Origin of the sequence: Acutalibacter caecimuris (genome assembly GCF_034335085.1) — a bacterium.
Taxonomy (GTDB): Bacteria; Bacillota; Clostridia; order Oscillospirales; family Acutalibacteraceae; genus Acutalibacter; species Acutalibacter caecimuris.
The window spans coordinates 1-19,344 of the sequence record NZ_JAWXXJ010000033.1 but is presented as its reverse complement, the minus strand read 5'-3'; the positions used below and the strand labels follow the sequence as shown (position 1 = coordinate 19,344).

23 protein-coding genes are annotated in these 19,344 nt (G+C 59.4%); all 23 read right to left on the bottom strand.

What is annotated here, in order from left to right; all coding sequences use genetic code 11:
- Positions 1-134: 134 nt before the first annotated feature.
- On the bottom strand, positions 135-986 hold the full coding sequence (locus U8U01_RS15005; protein WP_322175930.1) for an amidohydrolase family protein: 852 nt from the start codon (positions 984-986) through the stop codon (positions 135-137).
- 41 nt (positions 987-1,027) lie between these two features.
- Positions 1,028-2,008 (bottom strand): choloylglycine hydrolase, encoded by a 981-nt coding sequence (gene bsh / locus U8U01_RS15000; RefSeq protein WP_322175927.1) that lies wholly within the window; start codon positions 2,006-2,008, stop codon positions 1,028-1,030.
- 163 nt (positions 2,009-2,171) lie between these two features.
- Positions 2,172-2,375: a hypothetical protein gene (locus tag U8U01_RS14995; RefSeq protein ID WP_322175924.1), complete on the bottom strand. Its 204-nt coding sequence runs from the start codon at positions 2,373-2,375 to the stop codon at positions 2,172-2,174.
- Position 2,376: 1 nt separating this feature from the next.
- On the bottom strand, positions 2,377-3,534 hold the full coding sequence (locus U8U01_RS14990; RefSeq protein WP_322175921.1) for a glycoside hydrolase family 27 protein: 1,158 nt from the start codon (positions 3,532-3,534) through the stop codon (positions 2,377-2,379).
- A gap of 66 nt (positions 3,535-3,600) precedes the next feature.
- Positions 3,601-5,133: a sodium:solute symporter family protein gene (locus U8U01_RS14985; RefSeq protein ID WP_322175918.1), complete on the bottom strand. Its 1,533-nt coding sequence runs from the start codon at positions 5,131-5,133 to the stop codon at positions 3,601-3,603.
- Positions 5,134-5,391: 258 nt separating this feature from the next.
- Positions 5,392-5,601 carry a hypothetical protein gene (locus tag U8U01_RS14980; RefSeq protein WP_322175915.1) on the bottom strand — a complete coding sequence of 70 codons (210 nt, stop codon included), beginning with the start codon at positions 5,599-5,601 and terminating at the stop codon, positions 5,392-5,394.
- Between the two features lie 15 nt (positions 5,602-5,616).
- Entirely contained in the window at positions 5,617-6,744 is a 1,128-nt protein-coding gene (locus tag U8U01_RS14975; protein ID WP_322175912.1) for a sodium ion-translocating decarboxylase subunit beta, read from the bottom strand.
- Between the two features lie 286 nt (positions 6,745-7,030).
- Positions 7,031-7,537, bottom strand: a complete 507-nt coding sequence (locus U8U01_RS14970) for a CD1247 N-terminal domain-containing protein (RefSeq protein ID WP_322175910.1) — start codon at positions 7,535-7,537, stop codon at positions 7,031-7,033.
- A gap of 54 nt (positions 7,538-7,591) precedes the next feature.
- Positions 7,592-8,149 (bottom strand): elongation factor P, encoded by a 558-nt coding sequence (efp, locus tag U8U01_RS14965; RefSeq protein WP_322175908.1) that lies wholly within the window; start codon positions 8,147-8,149, stop codon positions 7,592-7,594.
- A 161-nt stretch (positions 8,150-8,310) separates the two neighbouring features.
- A complete protein-coding gene (locus U8U01_RS14960; protein ID WP_322175906.1) occupies positions 8,311-9,390 on the bottom strand; it encodes a M24 family metallopeptidase in 1,080 nt (359 codons plus the stop codon).
- 6 nt (positions 9,391-9,396) lie between these two features.
- Entirely contained in the window at positions 9,397-9,930 is a 534-nt protein-coding gene (locus U8U01_RS14955) for a YqeG family HAD IIIA-type phosphatase (protein ID WP_322175903.1), read from the bottom strand.
- Positions 9,931-10,137: 207 nt separating this feature from the next.
- Positions 10,138-10,314: a 30S ribosomal protein S21 gene (gene rpsU, locus U8U01_RS14950; protein ID WP_016404966.1), complete on the bottom strand. Its 177-nt coding sequence runs from the start codon at positions 10,312-10,314 to the stop codon at positions 10,138-10,140.
- Positions 10,315-10,436: 122 nt separating this feature from the next.
- Positions 10,437-10,946: a hypothetical protein gene (locus U8U01_RS14945; RefSeq protein ID WP_322175901.1), complete on the bottom strand. Its 510-nt coding sequence runs from the start codon at positions 10,944-10,946 to the stop codon at positions 10,437-10,439.
- Positions 10,947-10,983: 37 nt separating this feature from the next.
- Positions 10,984-11,427, bottom strand: coding sequence for a LytTR family DNA-binding domain-containing protein (locus tag U8U01_RS14940; protein ID WP_322175898.1), 444 nt, complete (start codon positions 11,425-11,427; stop codon positions 10,984-10,986).
- Positions 11,428-11,604: 177 nt separating this feature from the next.
- Positions 11,605-12,240, bottom strand: a complete 636-nt coding sequence (locus U8U01_RS14935; RefSeq protein ID WP_322175896.1) for an HAD family hydrolase — start codon at positions 12,238-12,240, stop codon at positions 11,605-11,607.
- Between the two features lie 163 nt (positions 12,241-12,403).
- The gene (locus tag U8U01_RS14930) at positions 12,404-14,146 is read right to left on the bottom strand and encodes an NADH-dependent [FeFe] hydrogenase, group A6 (protein WP_322175953.1); all 1,743 of its coding nucleotides are present in this window, start codon (positions 14,144-14,146) and stop codon (positions 12,404-12,406) included.
- A gap of 101 nt (positions 14,147-14,247) precedes the next feature.
- Positions 14,248-16,038 carry an NADH-quinone oxidoreductase subunit NuoF gene (gene nuoF / locus U8U01_RS14925; protein ID WP_322175893.1) on the bottom strand — a complete coding sequence of 597 codons (1,791 nt, stop codon included), beginning with the start codon at positions 16,036-16,038 and terminating at the stop codon, positions 14,248-14,250.
- 19 nt (positions 16,039-16,057) lie between these two features.
- The gene (locus U8U01_RS14920) at positions 16,058-16,438 is read right to left on the bottom strand and encodes a (2Fe-2S) ferredoxin domain-containing protein (protein ID WP_322175890.1); all 381 of its coding nucleotides are present in this window, start codon (positions 16,436-16,438) and stop codon (positions 16,058-16,060) included.
- Positions 16,439-16,609: 171 nt separating this feature from the next.
- Positions 16,610-17,182 carry an ATP-binding protein gene (locus tag U8U01_RS14915; RefSeq protein ID WP_322175889.1) on the bottom strand — a complete coding sequence of 191 codons (573 nt, stop codon included), beginning with the start codon at positions 17,180-17,182 and terminating at the stop codon, positions 16,610-16,612.
- A gap of 10 nt (positions 17,183-17,192) precedes the next feature.
- Positions 17,193-17,339, bottom strand: coding sequence for a hypothetical protein (locus tag U8U01_RS14910; RefSeq protein ID WP_322175886.1), 147 nt, complete (start codon positions 17,337-17,339; stop codon positions 17,193-17,195).
- Between the two features lie 37 nt (positions 17,340-17,376).
- Positions 17,377-17,874 carry an NADH-quinone oxidoreductase subunit NuoE gene (nuoE, locus tag U8U01_RS14905; protein ID WP_322175885.1) on the bottom strand — a complete coding sequence of 166 codons (498 nt, stop codon included), beginning with the start codon at positions 17,872-17,874 and terminating at the stop codon, positions 17,377-17,379.
- Between the two features lie 228 nt (positions 17,875-18,102).
- Entirely contained in the window at positions 18,103-18,843 is a 741-nt protein-coding gene (locus U8U01_RS14900; RefSeq protein ID WP_322175883.1) for a PHP domain-containing protein, read from the bottom strand.
- On the bottom strand, positions 18,840-19,181 hold the full coding sequence (locus U8U01_RS14895; protein ID WP_322175880.1) for a hypothetical protein: 342 nt from the start codon (positions 19,179-19,181) through the stop codon (positions 18,840-18,842). Before U8U01_RS14895 ends, U8U01_RS14900 begins: the two co-directional genes overlap by 4 nt.
- Between the last annotated feature and the right edge of the window lie 163 nt (positions 19,182-19,344).

Sequence of the window (19,344 nt, the reverse complement as noted above, 5' to 3'; positions counted from 1 at the left end):
CCCGCAACAAAAAAGGAGGCAGGGGGATCCCCCCGCTTTCTTTTTTTATTGCGCTTACCTGCATATCTGCATAGCAAAAAACAGAACAGATAACCGCCTATGGCAAACAACGCCGTTTCCGGCTTTCCAACCTTTCAAGCAAGCCCCAGCAACTTGGCCCCATTGCCGCCCAAAATGGCCGCCTTATCTGCTGCTGCCAGCGGCTGCGCCTCCAGCCAGGCCAGGCTCTCCGACTGGCTGCCCCAGGGGCTGTCGCTGCCAAACAGCACCCGCCGGGCCCCAAAGGCCTGTACCAGTTCCATAAACCGCTGGCTGTCCAGTAGTTCCAGTTCCTCTTCCCGGTAATAGCCGTCCTCCAGGGGGCACATCCGCCCTGTGGAAAAGCTGGTGTCCAGCAGCACCGGCATATCCGGCAACAGTTCCAGCACCTGGTCCCAGTTGCGCCAGCCGCCCATATGGGCCAAAATCAGATGCACCGGGCCCACCTGGCTAACCGCCCGGCGCACCATTTGGGGCGAGCACCGCACCTCGCCCGGAAAACCCACATCCAGCCCCGCGTGGGTTGTTACAATCAGGCCCAATTCCCCCGCCCGTTCCAGTATGCGCAGGTAGCGGATATCGTCAAAATCCACCCCCTGGTATACCGGGTGCAGCTTAACCCCCTTCAGGCCCAAAGCCTTCATGCGTGCCAGTTCGGCGTGCCAGTCCTCGTAATCCGGGTGCATACAGCCAAAGGAGAGGATCCCCGTTTCCCCCGTATGCCGGTTGATGGCCGCAGAGGCGTCGTTGATGTGTTCCACCTGCCGGGGCGCCGTGGCCACCGGCAGCACCACCGAAAGCCCGATCCCGGCCTCGGCCATAGAGGCCCGCAGCCCCCTTTCCGTGCCGTCTGTAAAGGGGCGGGTGTGGCTGGCCGCGCTAAGTTTCCCCAGGGCTCCGGCAGCTATTTTATCCGGAAAGCTGTGGGTGTGTATGTCTATGATCATTTTGCATTCTCCTGTCCAGTAGCGCCCCCGGCGGGTAGGGCCTAGGGCGTGTTCATATACCGCACCTGCTGGGTTTCCTCCATGTCAAACACCGTCAGGCGGGGGGCAGATTTATTCTCTTCCGTCAGGCGCACGGCCGTAAGCTGGCTGTTGCCGTAGCTGCGGTAGTAGTACACGCCCTGGGTAGCATTGGCACAGCAGGTATAGGTGGTCACACTGCACTTGCTGTCCTCCAGCATCACCGCCCCCCGCACGATGGAAACCGCCTCCATGATGTGGAAAAACTGGGCGATGGAACTGGCGTCATCGGTGGCACACAGGGAGTTCATCTTACAAAAGCAGGCCCTGATAAACCGGGAAGTGGGCGAGTCATCCCCCGGCAGGCCAATGGACCCCATGCCCGCGCCGTAGGCCTTTAGCCCCAGCCCGGCAGAAAACCGGTTCTCCGCCGGGCGGCAGCTCAGGTTCATATAGGTGTTCAGGTTCATCTGATGAAAGGGGAACTCCGGGTTATTGGTCAGCACCCCGGCCGGGTTATCGTACACGTGCAGCCCGGCGCTGGTCTGCTCCACCACCACCGAGTCCGTGCCGTCGCTGATCATCCAATGCAGTTCCGCCACCCCGGTTGTCCTGGAAAAAGGCACCCCTGTCAGGTTAACTGCCCGCAGCTCCCGGCGCACCTCCTGCATACCGGCAAAATTCCCCAGCACCCAGGGGATAAACTCATAGGGCGTCAGGTTCAGCTTGCCGGGCTCCGACTCCCTGTAACGGGCGTTGCCCGTAAAATTCAGCCCCGCCATGCACAGCCCCTTTTCATTGACTGCCTCGGCATACAGGGGGTATTCCCCCGCTACCGCAGCCATACCCACCATCGCGTACCAGGTTTCCAACCGCTGGCCGTTTTTCAGCGGGAACACATACCCCCTGGGCGTAACCACCACCTTCTCCCCAAAGCGGTAGTCAATGTCCATACTCCTGCCAAAATAGGCGTCCTGGGTTTTCATTGCAATACAAGTGCACATATTACCAACCACCTTCCGCGCCGCTGCGCCCGTCACCTTTTCCCTGCTGATTTATAGTATGACGGCAAAGCCCGCAGATATGCGTAGCCCAAGGTTTAGGGGGCTTTCTTATAAAGAAAGCCCCCTAAGGTATTGTTCCCCGCCGCCGGCCGGGCTTACAGCCTTAACGGAACAGGGTGCACTGCCCGCTTTCCCGGAAGTAACGGATACACCTTTCAATAGCCTCCCTGGGCACGTTAAAGTAGCGTGCCAGGCAGGCAATGCACAGAAAATCCTCCGCGCCCCGGTCCACCAGCTTTTTGTAGATAGCCCGGTCGTCCAGCCCCAAGCCGGCGCCGCACTGGCGGCAGGTGATGTAGTTGGCCACCTTAGCGGGCCTTGGCCACTTTGGCCCGCAGCATCACACAGTCATGGGGGTCTACCTTCGCCACATAGCGCTCGGTAAACAGGCCCTCGTCCTGGTGGGTCCAGCAGTTGTACATCTCCAGGCCAATGCCCGCGGCAGCCGGAATACCCATATCCCAGAAGGGCAGGTTGATCTCCGCCCTGGCGTCGCCCAGGTTGAACATACCAATCGCCAGGCTGCCGTCACTCATGGGCTTGACCAGGGACATCAGCGCAGTCGGGTCAGCGCCAGGCACCACATAGGGCCCCCGGCACTCAATATCCTGGTTGATGGCGATGATATCCGGGTTGGTCAGCGTTTCTTTGGTGTAGTCGCTCATTTTGCGGATATCGCAGCCGATCATCAGGGGGGAGTTCATAATGGCCCACAGGGAGAAATGGGTGCGGTACTCCACGTCATTGCAGCCGCCCAACACGCTGGCAATAAACTCATTGTTACTGCCCCCGTGCATCCCCACCACCAGCATATCAATGTCATTGTGGCAGAAGGGGCCGGAGAACGCGGTCTTGTCCATCTGGGACAGGGCCAGGTTTTTGATAGACGCCCAGTTGTCCTGGATGTCGCCGGTAGAGCGGAACATCTGGGCCCCGCTGCCCTGGATCCAGCTCCACACATCGTCATGGCCCCAGTTGCAGGCAGAGAACAGGATATCCCGCCCGCAGTTGCGCAGGGCCAGGCTCATACGCTTATACAGCATTTCGCCGTCCATATGCCGGGGCTTGTAGCAGTTGTCGTATTTCAGGTAATCCACACCCCAACTGGCAAAGGTGGCAGCGTCCTGGAACTCATGCTCAAAGCTGCCGGGGTACCCCGCGCAGGTATGGGTGCCGTCGCAGGAATACATACCAAACTTCAGCCCCTTGCTGTGCACGTAGTCGGCCACGGCCTTCATGCCGTTGGGGAACTTCTCCGGGTCAGGCACCAGTTCGCCCTGCCCGTTGCGCTGTTTCAGGCTCCAGCAGTCGTCAATGACCACATACTCGTACCCAGCGTCCCGCAACCCGGTGCTTACCATGGCGTCCGCGGTTTCCCGAATCAGCCCATCGTTGATGTTCCAGGTAAAGGTATTCCAGGAGTTCCACCCCATAGGCGGGGTCATGCCTAAGTATTTGTCCTGCATCTCTTATCCTCGCTCTCAAATTATTTGCCGTGCTTACGGCCATTGTATGCCTTTATGCCATAAAAGTCAAGGGCTTTTTCGCGCCTTATGCCCTCCGTCCGCCGGGGAGCCGGCGGCCTGCACAAACCCCTCCTGGGCCTCCCAGCCAGGCCACCGAAAGGCGGCGGCCAGCTTACTGCCAGCAAAGCAGAGCGCAAAGCTTACCACCATGGCCAGGCAGGCAAACAAGGGCCCGTCCGGGGTGGTGAACCCGGAGGCCGCCGCGGGCAGAAAGGCCGTTAAAAAGCCTCCCAGCATCCCGGCCCAGGCCCCTGTACGGTTGACGCCCTTCCAGTACAGCGACAGCAGGTAGGGGGCCAGGAAAGACCCAGAGATGATCCCCCAGGAATAGGACATCATTTCCAAAATCGGCGTAGGGTAGTTGGCAATAAAGTAGCTGAGCACCACAAACACCAGGCACAGGATCCGGGTGAGGGCCGTAAGGTTCTGGTCGTCCATTTTTTTACCCCCTTTGTCCAGCAGGGGCTTGACCAGATCCATAGACACCGTCGAGCAGGCTGTCAGGGTGATGCTGGACAGGGTAGACACGGAAGCGGAAATCAGCAGCACCAGGATCACACCGATCAGCAGGTTGGGCAGCCCAGCCGTGTCCAACATCAGGGGGACCAGGAAGTCCTTGCCGCCCTCCGGCATGGCGTCGCCGAAAAACAGGTGGGAAAAGGACCCGATAAAGTACCCGCCCCCGGCCACCAGCAGGGCAAACACGGTGGAGATCACCGTACCCCGCCTGACCTCCCGGCTGTCCCGGATGCCATAATACTTGTGCACCATCTGGGGCAGGCCCCAGGTACCAAAGCTGGTCATCAGGATGGTAGACACCAGGGCCAGCGCCGCCTTGCCGGAGAGGGGGGCCATCTCATGGGCGCGCATATATGCCGCCATCCTGCCCATGCCTGCGCTGAGCCCGCCTACCTGGGGGGAGAGCACCACCAGCACGATCAGCGCGGACACCCCCACCATCATCACAAAGCCCTGTACAAAGTCCGCCTTCAGGGTGGCAATATACCCGCCCAGCACCAGCAGCAGGGCCGAGGCAATGGCAATCATGATCATGCAGACCTGCTCGTTAATGCCCAGGATCACCGAACACACGCTGGTAAGCCCCTTGTACACAGAGGCCGAGTAGGGGATCAGGAACAGGAAGATCACCACACAGGCAAAAAGCCGCATGGCCGGGCTGCCAAAGCGTTTTTCGAAAAGCTGGGGCATGGACTTGATGTCGAATTGCCGGGTAACGGCGCGGGTGCGGTTGGCCAGCACCAGCCAGGCCAGCAACGAACCGAATACCGCGTTGCCAATGCCCACCAGCACGCTCCACAGGCCGTAGCTCCAGCCGGAGCCGCCGGAATAGCCGATGAACATAACGGCCGAAAAATAGGCAGTACCGTAAGAAAGGGCAGAGATCCACGCCCCGGCACTGCGGCCGCCTACCGTAAAGGCGGCCATATCGCTGCCCTTGCGGGAGTAGAGGATCCCCACCGCCAGCATAAAAATGGCATAGATACCGATCACGAGCCAGATGGTAAGCTGTTTGTCCATAAAAAGCGCTCCTCAACAATTTGGTATGATAGCAGATAACAGTAATCATTATATCGCAAAATGGGGAAAAGCGCAAGAAAAACATAGTTTCCTGCAAAAAACAGGGAAACCAGCCCCCTATAGCAGGCTAGTTCTTAGAAATCCCACCACCCTTTGCCAGGAGCGGCCGGGCGCTCCTGCAAACGGAGGGCGGCAAAAAAGCGCGCCCAGGCCCAGGGCCGCCGGCGCGCTTTCCCTATCCACTTAACCGCAGCAGGCTCAGGGGCGCCCGTTGCCCATGCGGCCCAACAGCGCCACAATCATGGCAATCAGCCCGATCACCACAAAGATGCCCAGCATCCCGTTGCCCATAATGCGCAGGGCCTCGGCCAGGTCAGCGGGCAGGCTGCCCCCAACAAAAACACTGGTAAGGCCGTCCGCACCGCCAATCATGCCAACCGAAACATCCAGTAATTGCTTGCATACCATAACGCCCTCCTCCTCTCACATGAAAAATCCCAGCACAATGCCGCCAGCCACCGCCGAGGCGATCTGCCCGGACACATTGGCGCCCACCGCGTGCATCAGCAGGTGGTTCTGGTTGTCCTCCGCTATCCCCATCTTTTCCACTACTCGGGCGGACATAGGGAACGCCGAAATGCCCGCCGCGCCGATCATGGGGTTGATCTTGTTCTTGCTGAACAGGTTCAGCAGCTTGGCAAACAGTACGCCGCCCACCGTGTCAAAGATAAAGGCGAACAGCCCCAGGGCCATGATCATCAGGGTTTCCACGGTCACAAACCGCTCTGCCTGCATGGAGAAAGAGATCGTGATACCCAGCAACAGCGTCACCAGGTTGGCCAGGTCGTTCTGGGCTGTTTCCGAGAGCCGGTTAAGCACCCCGCACTCCCGTATCAGGTTGCCGAACATCAAAAAACCCACCAGGCTTACCGAGGCCGGCGCCACCAGCCCGGCCACAATGGTGACGATGATCGGGAACAGGATCCGGGTGGTCTTGCTCACGGCATTGGGCCGGTACTCCATACGGATGCAGCGCTCCTTCCTGGTGGTCACCGCCTTGATGGCCATCGGCTGGATAATGGGCACCAGGGCCATATAGGAGTATGCCGCCACCGCAATGGGCCCGATATAGCTGGAGCGGAGCACCTGGCTTACCAAAATGGAGGTAGGCCCGTCCGCCGCGCCAATAATGCCGATGCTGGCCGCGTCCCGGATATCGAACCCCAACACCACCGCCACCACAATGGTGAGGAAGATGCCAAACTGCGCCGCCGCCCCAAACAAAAACATCTTGGGGTTGGAGAGCAGGGGCCCAAAGTCGATCATGGCCCCAATGCCGATAAACAGCAGCAGGGGGAACGCCTCCGACGCCTCAATGCCCGTTTCAAATAGCCACTGGATGATACCCTGGGTTTCCCCCACGCCCTGCATGGTCTGGTTCAGCACGCCGGAGAGGGGCAGGTTCACCAAAATAGCCCCAAAGCCCATGGGCAGCAAAAGGGCCGGCTCGTAGTCCTTCTTAATCGCCAGCCAGATCAGCACCGCCCCTACCAGGTACATCACGGCCTGCTGCCAGGTAACGGATAACAGGCCCTCCCACAGAAATTCCATTTGCCTCTTCCTCTCTTTTTTGCATTTTAGTGTTTTGGTATGGGGTTAGTATGCCCCAAACCCCACTGTATAAAAAACAGACCTGCGCCGCTGGGCATAAAGCCACAGCCGCACAGGTCTGGTCGTTTCAAGCTAAACCAGGGCAGGGCCGCCTGCCCATGATTGTTGGCCTAGCTGCTGCCGCAGTCCACCTGCGCACAGCCGACTACTCCCCCATAACGGAGATATTCTACCATTTTCTGCCCGGTTTGTCAAGACAGACTTTGCACCGAGGGGCCACAGCAGGTTATTCCTCGCTGCTCTCCTCGCCGGCGCTTTCCCCCTCTTCCTCCTCGAAGTCGTCCTCGTCATCGAAGTCAAATTCCAGGGTTTCGCCACAGTTGGGGCAGAGCATCTGCTCCTCGGCCAACATCTCCTCGGTCAGCTCAATATTTTCCCCGCAGTTGGGGCAAATGGCCTCAAATATGGCCTCATGATGGTGGTGGCAGCCACAGCCTTCCCCACCGCCGTGATGGTGGCAGCCGCAGCCCTCCCCCTCGTCATGGTGGTGGCACCCGCAGTCCTCGTCGTCCAACCCGTAATACTCTTCTTCCAGGTCGCCTAGGTCCCGGTCTACCTCATCCACCTGCTCGGCCAACTCGCTCAGTTCGTCCTCCAGTTCATCCACTGTGGTGCTCAACTCAGACAGCAACTCAGCCATAGCGTGGAACAGCTTGGTTTCTTTGGCGTTGGTGTCCAGTTCCATGCCGTCCATCATGCCCCTGATATAGGATGCCCGCTCACTATTTGTCATAATTTTACCTCATTCTTTCTGTTTTCAGCCTAATGCTTATCATGCCCTGTCCGCTCAGGCGCGCTCCATATACTCGCCCGTGCGGGTGTCAATGCGCACCATTTCGCCCTCGTTGATGAACAGCGGCACCCGGATCTCCGCGCCGGTTTCCAGCGTAGCGGGTTTCAGGGTGTTGGTCGCCGTGTCGCCCTTCACACCAGGCTCGGTCTTGCTGATCTCCAGTTCCACAAAGTTGGGGGGCTCTACGCCAAACACATTGCCCTTGTAAGACAGCACCTTGCACTCCATGTTTTCCTTCACAAACTTAAAGTTGTCAGAAAGCTCCGACTTGTTGATCGGGATCTGCTCATAGCTTTCCGTATCCATAAAGTAGTACAGGTCGCCGTCGCTGTACAGGTACTGCATATCCTTGCGCTCAATAAACGCGGTGGGGAATTTGTCGCTGGGGTTGAACGTCCGCTCGGTCACTGCCCCGGAGATCACATTGCGGATCTTCGTGCGCACAAAGGCCGCGCCCTTACCCGGCTTTACGTGCTGGAACTCAATGATGGAGAACACGTTCCCATCCATCTCAAAGGTTACGCCGTTCCTGAAATCGCCTGCCGTTACCATAAAAAAACCTCCCAAATATTCTTGCCTGCTCATTCTCTCTTTATTCTAATATATTCTGCCGCTAAATTCAAGGAAAATCCACACATTTTTCCCTTTTTGCCGGGCGCGCACCCAGCCGCCCGCTGCGGCGTGGGCCTGCCCCGGCTTTCCGGCCTGCTGCCTTACAGTTCCACCAGTTCTTTCGGCGACTTGGTAAGGCTCCGGCAGCCGTCCTCTGTTACCAGCAGCATATCTTCAATGCGTACCCCATACTTGGCGGGCACGTAGATGCCCGGCTCGTCGGTGATCACCATGCCCGGCGCGCAGGGGGTCTTGTCCCGGTGGGAGAACGCCGGCCATTCGTGAATTTCAAAGCCCACCCCATGGCCCAGCCCGTGCCCAAAGGTGCCGGGGTAGTCCTTTTCAATAATGTCCCGGGCGATCTTGTCCACGTCGCAGCACAGCATACCGGGTTTCACCGCGTCGATAACCGCCAACTGTGCCTGCAACACGGTTTCATAAACCTTCCGCTGCTCGTCGCTCACATGGCCCAGGGCCACTGTGCGGGTCATGTCAGAATGGTAGCCGTCCAGCATGGCGCCGGTGTCCATCGTGATGAAATCGCCCTTCTGCACCGTATTCATGCCGGGTACCGCGTGGCACTGGGAGCCGCTTTTGCCCGCGGCCACAATCAGGTCAAAGGCCACGGCCTCGGCCCCGTTGTTGCGCATAAAGAACTCGATCTCCAAAGCCAACGCCCGCTCGGTCACGCCCTCCTTGATAAAGGGCAGGATATGTTCGTACGCCGCGTCGGTAATAGCCTGGGCGGCCTCGATCCTAGCCACCTCCTCCGGGGACTTGATCATCCGCTGCTCCTTGATGGCCTTGTCCAGGGTGTCGTCCAACACAGCCTCCATGCCATGCTCCTGGAACAGCTTTTCAAAAATCCGGGCGTCCGCCACCGAAAGCTTGTTAACCTCCATGTACACCTGCTTGGCCCCGTGCTTTTCCAGCAGTTCGCAGAGTTTCTCCTTAAAGTCCGTAAAGCCGACCACCGTGCAGTTTTTGGCCGAGTAGCTGGCCGCCTCCTCATAGCGGAAGTCCTGTAACAGATAGGCCTCCCCCGCCGTGATCAGCAGCGCCCCCGCGTCAGACGGGAACCCGGTAAAATACCGGCGGTTCCGCTCCGAATAGACCATAATGGCCTTCTGGCTGTCCGTACCAATCAGCTTTTCCGCAATCCGCTCAATGGGGTTTTTCATCTCAAATCATCCTTTCATCCTATCACGATTTCCGTGCCCCGCATCATGGAATTCCGCCGAAAACCGCTGCCGCAAGCCCCGTTCCAAATACCGCCGCACCCGGAAGGTAAACCCTTCCTCCGGCTCCAGCGGGGTCAGCAAAACAGAGCGCATACCGCACAGGTTGGCCCCCAGCACATCGGTAAAGATCTGGTCGCCTATCACCACGCAGCGGCGGGGCGGTACCTTCAGCAGCCGGGCCGCCCGCAAATAGCCAAAAGGCAGGGGCTTTAGGGCAAAGCTGATGCAGGGCAGCCCAAAACGGGCGGCAAACGCGCTTACCCGCTTTTTGTAGTTGTTTGATACGATAACCACCTTAAACCCCGCCTGCACCAGCCCCTGTGCCCAGGCGATTGCCCCAGGCAACGGCTGGTGGGAGGTATAGGCCGCCACGGTGTTGTCCACATCCAGCAGCACGGCCTGGGCCCCCAGGCCCCGCAAAGCCGCCGGGGTAATGTCCGTAACCCGGCCGCAAAGGGTAGCCGGTGTAAAAATACCCATATTGGTCCTCCTTGTCGGGAACAAAAAAGCGGGCAAGCTGCCCGCTTTCTTTCAGGTTTGTAACCTGAAAGCATATGGAGAACCCACACGCTCTCATAAACGGCCACCCAATCCCTGATGCTATGCCCGGCCCCAAAACCCATACAGGCGTATGGCGTGCCCCGCACGCCTTATGCCTGTCCCCCTACCGGGTCTTGCTGTCAGACCTTACTTATACTTCCGCTTGCGGGCCGCCTCGGACTTTTTCTTGCGCTTTACCGAGGGCTTTTCATAAGCCTCGCGCTTGCGAACCTCCTGGATCACGCCGGCGCGTGCGCACTGTTTCTTAAAGCGCCGCAAGGCACTGTCCAGAGACTCGTTTTCCTTGAGCCGTATCTCAGCCATTCATATCCCTCCCATCCGCCGAAAAGGCAGGGGTGTGCGTCGTAGATGTTACAATACAACGTAAACATTATAGCTCCAACTGCCGGGCTTGTCAACCCCTATGGGAAAGAGTTTTTTTAATGTTACGTTTTGTTCATCGATTCGTCATTTTTCCCCTCACTTTGCCGCCTGCCCAGGGCCGCGTCGTACTTTACGCCCACAGCCCGGTAGTACAATTCAAACCCCAGGCTAATGCCCCCAAAAGCCACTAAAAAAATCACCGTAAAGCTGACCCATGCGCCAGGGTACCCCATGGGGAACCACCGGCACACACCGGCAAACAGCACGCACAGCCCAAAGCACAGCACCGCAAACACCGCCATACGCAGGCTATAGCTGGGCTTTTTCAGCACCCTGCCGGAGAAAAACACATATTGCAGCAGGCTGATGCACGCGCACAGGGTGAACAGTTGCAAAATCAGCCCATACTGCATCCTGCCCCCTGCAAACGCCTCCCAGATCTCCCCCAGCCCACCGTGGCCGTCCAGGCAGGCCCGCACAAACTCCACAGTAAGGTAGATCAGCATCGCGGCCGTAAAACTCAGGCATATCCAGCTTTTCAGTTCCATTACCGTCTTTATCAGTTTCTTCATCGGTATCTCCTTTCATTATATATAGGATGGGTACCCGTCATAGCCCCAGCCGCTCCTTCAGCCCTGGCGCATACTGCCGGGAAACATAGACCGCCTCGCCGCCCTGCATGGTCAGCCGCAGCCGCCCGCCCAGGTCCGGCCGCAGGGACTGTATGGCGTTAAAATTCACCAGCGCCGACTTGCTGGCCCGGAAAAAGTCCTGGCCCTTCAGCCGCGCCTCCAGTTCGTAAAGCCGCAATTCGCTCTCATATACAGCCTCGCGGGTATATAGGAATGTCCTCTTATCCACCGTATCGATGTACAGCACTTCCCCGGTGTCCAGCAGGTAGGTTTGGCCCTCCCTGGTCCCGGTAAGTTTCCGGGCCGGCTGCAACTCTCCCAGCACCGCCAACAGGCGTGCCGCCTGGCTGTCCCCCGGCCGGCAGCGGATCACCACCTCCGCCTCCTCAAGGCTTGGCTCCTCTTCTATCCTGATCTTCATAGCCCGCTCCTTTCCTGTCCGGTTTTGTGGCCACAGCCCCAGTATAGCGGTTTCTTCCGGGCAACGCAAGGGGTTTTACCCCACCTGCATCCCCCGGCCCCTGACCTGCTGTCCCCGGCAGGCAAAAACACTGGGCCCAGGGCTTTCTGTCCCTGATCCCGGTGTTTTCACCTGATTTTATAGGCTGATGGCCCTTTCCAGCATCCCTATGCCGGCCACAACAACCGCCCCGCTTTGCCTAAGCCTTTCCACACTCTGGTGCCCCCCTGCCACCAGCACACAGCGGCAGCCCAGCCCCGCGGCCACTTCCCAGTCGTGCAGGGTGTCCCCCACAAAAAGCGCATCTGCCGGGGCAGCCCCCTGCTCCTGTAGGTATGCCCCCGCCAGCCCGGCTTTCCCCACAGCCAGATAGTCCCCTATCCCCAGTACCGCCCGGAACCATCCTCCTACCCCGCAGCCCGCCACCTGCTCTGCCAGGGCCTGCCGCTGAGAGGCCGATACCAGCAGTTGGGTGTAGCCCAGCGCCTCCATACGGGCCAATGTTTCCACCGCGCCGGGGTACAGCCCGCAGCCCAGGGCCCGCCGGTTATATTCGGTAATGTACTCCTCCGCCAGCACCGGGAAGGCCTCCCGCTCCAAATCCAGCCCGGCCGCCCGGTAGTACCCCTCCACCGGAAAGGTGAAGATCTCCCGGTATCGCTCCACCGTCAAAACCGGCAGGCCCCGCCGCTCCAGCATCCCGTTCATAACCGCCACACACACGGGCACATCGTCCAGCAGGGTGCCGTTCCAATCCCATACGATATACTTCATAACCCCTCCTATCGTTTTCGTTCAAAAGCAGGGCCGGCCCGGTTGAGCCGGCGCCCGCTACCCTTCCATCCATTTCCTTCTTAAGCCGGCGCCCTCCCCCGGCGGGCAAAAAAACCGGGCCCGGCAATGCCGGGCCCGGGGCCATCTCTATCCAACTGTTATCTTAGAACTGGTTGCCCCGTTTCACATAGCTGGTATGCAAAATCTCGTGGGCCTTATGGCTGCCGGGCTCCCCCAAGAATTCCTCGTAGCACTTCTTCACCGCGGGGCTGTCGTGGGACTTGCGCAGGGGCATGGCCTTATCCTGGTCATACAGGGCCTTGGCACGCAGGGTCTTGATGTCATTGTAAGCCCAGGTATTGGCGCTCTGTACAGGCTGGCCGCCACCGTTCACGCAGCCGCCTGGGCAGCACATAATCTCGATGAACTGGTAATCCGCCTCGCCGGCCCGTACCTTCTTCAAAATCTTGTCGGCATTGCTCAGGCCGCTGGCTACCGCCACCTTCACATCCATGCCGGCCACCTTGTACACCGCCTCTTTAATGCCCTCGGTGCCCCGGATCTCCTTGTACTCGATGGAATCCTGGCTTTCGCCGGTCAGCACGTCGGCAGCGGTACGCAAAGCGGCCTCCATCACGCCGCCGGTGGCGCCAAAGATCACCGCCGCGCCGGTGGAAACGCCCATCGCGTCGTCAAACTGCTCGTCAGGCAGGGCGGTAAAGTTCAACTGGGCCTTCTTAATCAGCCTTGCCAGCTCCCGCGTAGTCAGGCTGATGTCCACATCCGGCAAACCGGCGGCAGCCTCGTCCTCCCGCTTGATCTCAAACTTCTTGGCCGTGCAGGGCATAACGGAAACAGAAACGATCTTCTGGGGGTCCAGGTTCTCCCTCTCGGCATACCAGGTCTTGATCAGGGCGCCGGTCATGTTCTGGGGAGATTTGCAACTGGACAGGTGCTCCAGCAGGTCGGGGTAATAGTGCTCGCAGAACTTGATCCACCCCGGGGAGCAGGAGGTGATCATGGGCAGGGTACCGCCGTTTTTCACCCGGTCGATAAACTCGTGGGCCTCCTCCATAATGGTCATATCCGCGCCGAAATCCGTGTCAAACACCTTGTCAAAGCCCAGGCGGCGCAGGGCAGCGGCCATTTTGCCCTCCACATTGGTGCCAATGGGTAGGCCGAACTCCTCGCCCAAAGCCGCGCGCACCGCCGGGGCGGTTTGCACGATGACGATCTTCTCCGGGTCGTTGATGGCGTTGATGACCTCCTGGGTGTTGTCCTTCTCGGTCAGGGCCCCGGTGGGGCAACTGACAATGCACTGGCCGCAGGCCACGCAAGATACCGCGTTCAAGGGGTTCTCAAAGGCACAGCCGATCTCCGTGTCAAAGCCACGGTTATTGGGGCCGATGACCGCCACGTGCTGGTTCTGGCAGGCGGCCACGCACCGGCGGCACAGCACGCACTTGGCGTTGTTGCGCTCCAGGTACTGGGTAGACAGGTCCTTGTTGCCTGCGGGCATGGCGCCCTCAAAGCGGCTGTCCTCCTCAATGCCCATGTCGGCGCACAGCTTTTGCAGTTCGCAGTTGCCGCTACGCTCACAGGTCAGGCACTTGCGCTCATGCACAGACAGCAGCAGTTCCAAGGTCATCTTCCGGGACTCCTGCACCTTCGGCGAGTTGGTGAAAATCTCCATCCCGTCGTTCACCGGGTACACGCAGGCCGCCGCCAGGGAGCGCGCGCCCTTCACTTCCACCATGCACATCCGGCACGCGCCAATCTGGTTGATGTCCTTTAAATAGCACAGGGTGGGTATATCAATGCCCGCATGGCGCGCGGCCTCCAGGATCGTCGCGTCCTTCGGCACCTGATAGTCCACGCCGTTGATTTTAACGTTGACCATATCCATAGACTTATCATCATTCCTTTCGGGATTATCGTGGGGACTCTTCATCGGGTATGTCCGGGGGCTTTGCGCCACAGCCCGGCAGGCCCGCAGCTACGCCCCGGTTACTTCTTCACAACGGCGTTGAACTTACACTTCTCCATGCACACGCCGCACTTAATGCACTTCTCGGTGTCGATGACATGGGCCTCCTTCACCTTACCGGAGATGGCGCCCACCGGGCAGTTACGGGCGCACAGGGTGCAGCCCTTGCACTTGTCAGCCTCAATATGGAAGTTGGTCAGCGCCTTGCAGGCCCCGGCCGGGCAGCGGTGCTCCTTCACATGGGCCTCATACTCGTCCCGGAAGTACTTCAGGGTCGAAAGCACCGGGTTGGGGGCCGTCTGGCCCAGGCCGCACAGGGAGTTCTCCTTGATGTAGTAGCACAGCTCCTCCATCTTGTCGATGTCCTCCATGGTGCCGTTGCCCTTGGTGATCTTATCCAAAATCTCCAACAGGCGTTTCGTGCCCACCCGGCAGGGGGTGCACTTGCCGCAGCTCTCGTCTACCGTAAACTCCAGGAAGAATTTGGCGATATCCACCATGCAGGTGGTTTCGTCCATAACAATCAACCCGCCGGAGCCCATCATGGAACCGATGGCGATCAGGTTGTCATAGTCAATGGGGGTGTCGATGAGGCTGGCCGGGATGCACCCGCCGGAGGGGCCGCCGGTCTGGGCCGCTTTAAATTGGTGGCCGCCGGGCACGCCGCCGCCAATGTCCTCCACCACTTCCCGCAGGGTGGTGCCCATGGGCACTTCCACCAGGCCTGTGTTGGTAATCTTGCCGCCCAAAGCAAACACCTTGGTGCCGGGGGACTTCTCCGTGCCAATAGACTTGAACCAGTCCGCGCCCTTCAAAATGATCTGGGGGATATTGGCATAGGTTTCCACGTTGTTCAGCACCGTTGGCTTGCCGAACAGGCCCTTCAGCGCCGGGAAGGGGGGCCGCACCCTGGGCTCGCCCCGCTTGCCCTCAATCGAGGTCATCAGCGCGGTTTCCTCGCCGCACACAAAAGCGCCCGCGCCCAAACGGATATCAATATCAAAATCAAAGCCGGAATCAAAGATATTCTTGCCCAGCAGCCCGTACTCCCTGGCCTGGTTAATGGCGATCTGCAACCGCTTTACCGCAATGGGATACTCGGCCCGAATGTAGATGTAGCCCTGGCTGGCCCCAATGGCATAGCCGGCAATGGCCATGGCCTCCAGCACGCTGTGGGGGTCGCCCTCCAGCACAGACCGGTCCATAAACGCGCCCGGGTCGCCCTCGTCGGCGTTGCAGCAGGCATACTTCTGGTCAGCCTGGTTGGCCGCCGCAAACTTCCACTTCAGGCCCGTGGGGAACCCGGCGCCGCCCCGGCCCCGCAGGCCGGATGCCAGCATGGTGTCAATCACCTGTTGGGGGGTCATCTCGGTCAGCACCTTGCCCAGCGCCGCGTAGCCGTCCTGGGCAATGTACTCGTCAATCAGTTCCGGGTTGATAACGCCGCAGTTGCGCAGGGCAATCCGCATCTGCTTGGCGTAGAAGGTCGTTTCATTCAGGCTCTTTGTGGTGTTCTCGTCCACCACCGTTTCCTGGTACAGCAGGCGGGTGACGATACGGCCCTTCAGCAGGTGCTCGGAAACGATCTCCGGCACGTCATCCACTGTAACGCGGCTATAGAACGCGCCCTCAGGGTACACCACCATAATGGGGCCCAGCGCGCACAGGCCAAAGCAGCCGGTGCGGATCACGTTCACTTCTTTTTCCAGGCCCTGGGCCTTGATCTCCTCATTGAGCTTTTCGATGATCTGCTCACTGTTAGAGGAGGTGCAGCCGGTGCCGCCGCAGACCAGCACGTTAGATCGAAACATAGGTTATATCCTCCTTCTCTTACTTCGCGCCGATGGCATTGGCGCCAATGGTATATTCCGTAACCACATTGCCGTTCACCAAATGGTCGTTGACCACGCGCACGGCCTTCTCAGGGGTCATTTTCACATACGTAACCTTCTCCTGGCCCGGGGTGATGATCTCTACCACCGGCTCATACTGGCATATTCCAATGCAGCCTGTCTGCGTCACCATTGTGTCTTTCAGCCCTCTCTTGGCCACTTCCTCCACAAAGGCGGTCAGTACCGGGCGGGCCCCGGCGGCAATGCCGCAGGTGGCCATACCCACCAGTACCCTGGTTTCGGCCTCGGCGTTCTCGCGGATATTGACAGAGGCACGGGCCTTGTCACGGATCGCCTGCAGTTCTGCTAATGATTTCATATATAACTGGCTCCTTTCATATTGATAAAGCTTATCGCCTGATCCGGGCCGGGCCGTCCCGGCCGCTCGCTCGCCGCCTTTCGGGCTCTCCGGGCGCCAAGTGCGGGCGCCCTGCTCGCTGGCCCTTCAGGCTTGCATCCTGGGGCAGGTTTCACACATCCGGCCTCGCCTTCAGCCGCCTGCCTCCCCCAGCAGTTCCGCTGTGTTCTCTTCCAGAAACTCCTTTACCCACTGGGTCACATCCGGCGCGTTCAGGGGCACGTCCTCCCCCAGCACCGCCCGCAGTTCCGTGGTGCGCAGCGCAAATTCCCGCTCTTCCCCCTCTGCCGGCCGTATCCGCCGGCTGTAGACAAAGTCCAACTCCGGGTTCATCATCACCAGCATCCCCACCGTGCCGTTGATGTCCCCCAGCGGTATCATGTCCACGCTGGAGGGCTTGAACACCGCCGTGGTCGTGGTGCCTTCCCCCACCACTGACTGGATGCTGAAATGCCCCCCGGTCATCTCCGCCTCCATCTTAAAAAGCGGTACCCCCAGCCCCACGCTTCGGGTGGTGCGGGTGGTAAAAAACGGGTCGGTCACGTGCGCCACCTGTTCGGGCGTCATCCCCTTGCCATTGTCGCTGATGCTGATGGACAGGGTGTCCCCCGCCACATCCTCTTCCACCGCAATGGTAATCAGGCTGGCCCCCGCTGTAATAGAGTTCTGTGCTATATCCATTACGTTCAAAGAAAGTTCCCGCATGGCAGCCTCCTTACTGGTCTTTCCTGAACATAGACCACCATTCCACTTCTTTTTTTGCCTCCCGGATAATCCCGGCGGCCTCCTCGCCTGTGTCTGCCTTGGTTTCCACCAGTTGGGCCAAAAGTTCCAGGGACACCCTCCACTGCGCGTCGCTCATGGCTTTCCCTTTCCTTTGCCACCCGCCGGCCCGTGGCTTACTCGGCGTACTTCTCCAAAATGCCGTCCACGTCCTCCGGCACCAGGCGGCCGTACACGTCCTCGTTGATCATCATAACCGGGGCCAGGCCGCAGGCGCCAATGCACCGGCAAGCCGTCAGGCTGAATAGCCCATCCTCCGTGCACTCCTCCGGCTGAATGCCCAGTTTCTCCACAATACGGTCCAGCACCTTATCGGCCCCCTTCACGTAGCAGGCCGTGCCCAGGCACACCGAGATATGGTTGCGCCCCTTGGGGGTCAGGCTGAACTGGGAGTAGAACGTGGACACCCCGTAAACCTCTTCCAGCGGCACTTCCAGGCCGTCGGCAATCTTCTTCTGCACCTCCAGGGGCAGGTATCCATAAATCTCCTGAGCCTGGTGCAAAGCCGGCATCACTGCCCCGGCCTGGCCCTTCAGCCCAGCTATTACCGTGTCGAGCTTTTGCGCCTGTTCCGCGGTATCATGGAAAGGCAGGCTGCTGATACGTTTTTGCATAAATCGACCATCTTCCTTTCTTACTGCTTGGAATAGTATAAATATATCAAAACTGCCGCGGATTATAATTCTAAAAAGGAATCATCCGCAAAAGAACAACAATTTCCAACATCTTTTATCGATACATCTGGTAATAGTTACCACAATATCGATATCCGCTATCGATATCAAACGACGCATACCGGTCTGCGCCCAAACGCCCGCCCCGGCAAAGGCGGCAAAGGGCCCCTACCCTCCTGCGCACCGGATAGCCCCTGTCCCCAGCACCTCCAGCAAAGCCGCCGCCGAGCGCTCCGGCAGGGCAATTTTCCGCGCCTCCGATGTAGCCAGCGCTTCCAAATAGTGGCTGTCCGAGTCCCGCACAATGCCCATGCCCTTCAACTCCGGGTACTGGGCCTGTAAGGCCGCCAGGTCACATTCCCTGGTCACCTCGGCCACCGTGTACCCCCCCTCCGGGGGGATGCTCCCCAGCGACGCGATCACGCTGTACGAGTCCCGGTCCACATGGGCCGGAAACGCCGTACCCCCATACTGCTGGCACAGGCCCTTCACCTGGTCGGCGCTTATAGAAGAGGCCACCAGCAGCAGGCTGTCCAGGGTGCCGGCCATCTGGTCGTTGGCATCCAATATCCGCTGCTCCCCAAATATCTCCGCCTTATTCTGGATGTGCGGCATATTCTGTTCTATGTACCGGTCAAAGTCCATAGCCCCCTCCAGCGTTTCAAACAGGCAGACCACATGGGCCTCTTCGGCCGTGCACAGTTCCATGCCCGGCACCGCCAATATCCCCGCCTCCTTTGCCACCTGCATCACAGCCGGGGCGTTTTTACAGGTGTTGTGGTCGGTTATGGCAATGACCTCCAGCCCCATCATCGCCGCCATGCCCACCAGGTTGTTGGGGGTCATGTCGTTGTCGCCGCAAGGTGAAAGGCAGGAGTGGATGTGCAGATCATAGGCGTACTCCCTCATGGCGCTGGTTCCAGGGCTTCATACACCTTTATGGCGGTCTGGTACAGGTTCGGTTCGCAGCCGTACACCGGGATGCCCTGCATATCCGCCCGTTTTTTGGCGTCCGCGTCCAGGGCAGAGTCCTCACACAGCACAATGCCGCTGGTGTCTGCCAGCGCTGCCACGGCAATGGCGTTCAGGTTGCCCATCACCGTCAGCCATACATTGCCGCTCTGGGCCCGGCCCATCACCCAGCTCAGCAGGTCGCCTACATAGCAGCCCTCTACCGGGTTGTCCTGGCCGTCCTCCCCGGCCAGCAGTTTCCAGCCGCATAGCCCGGCCAGTTCTTTGATGGTCATTGCGACCACCTGCCTTTCCATATAAATATATAAGATCCTTCGTCACTTTATTTGCTTCCCACAAAGGGATTTTTCAGCCTCTTGTCCGTACCAGCGCAAGGGGTGCCACTGCGTGGTGCCTGGGCCGGCTTGCCCACGTCCACGGCATCGCCCCACCCACCCG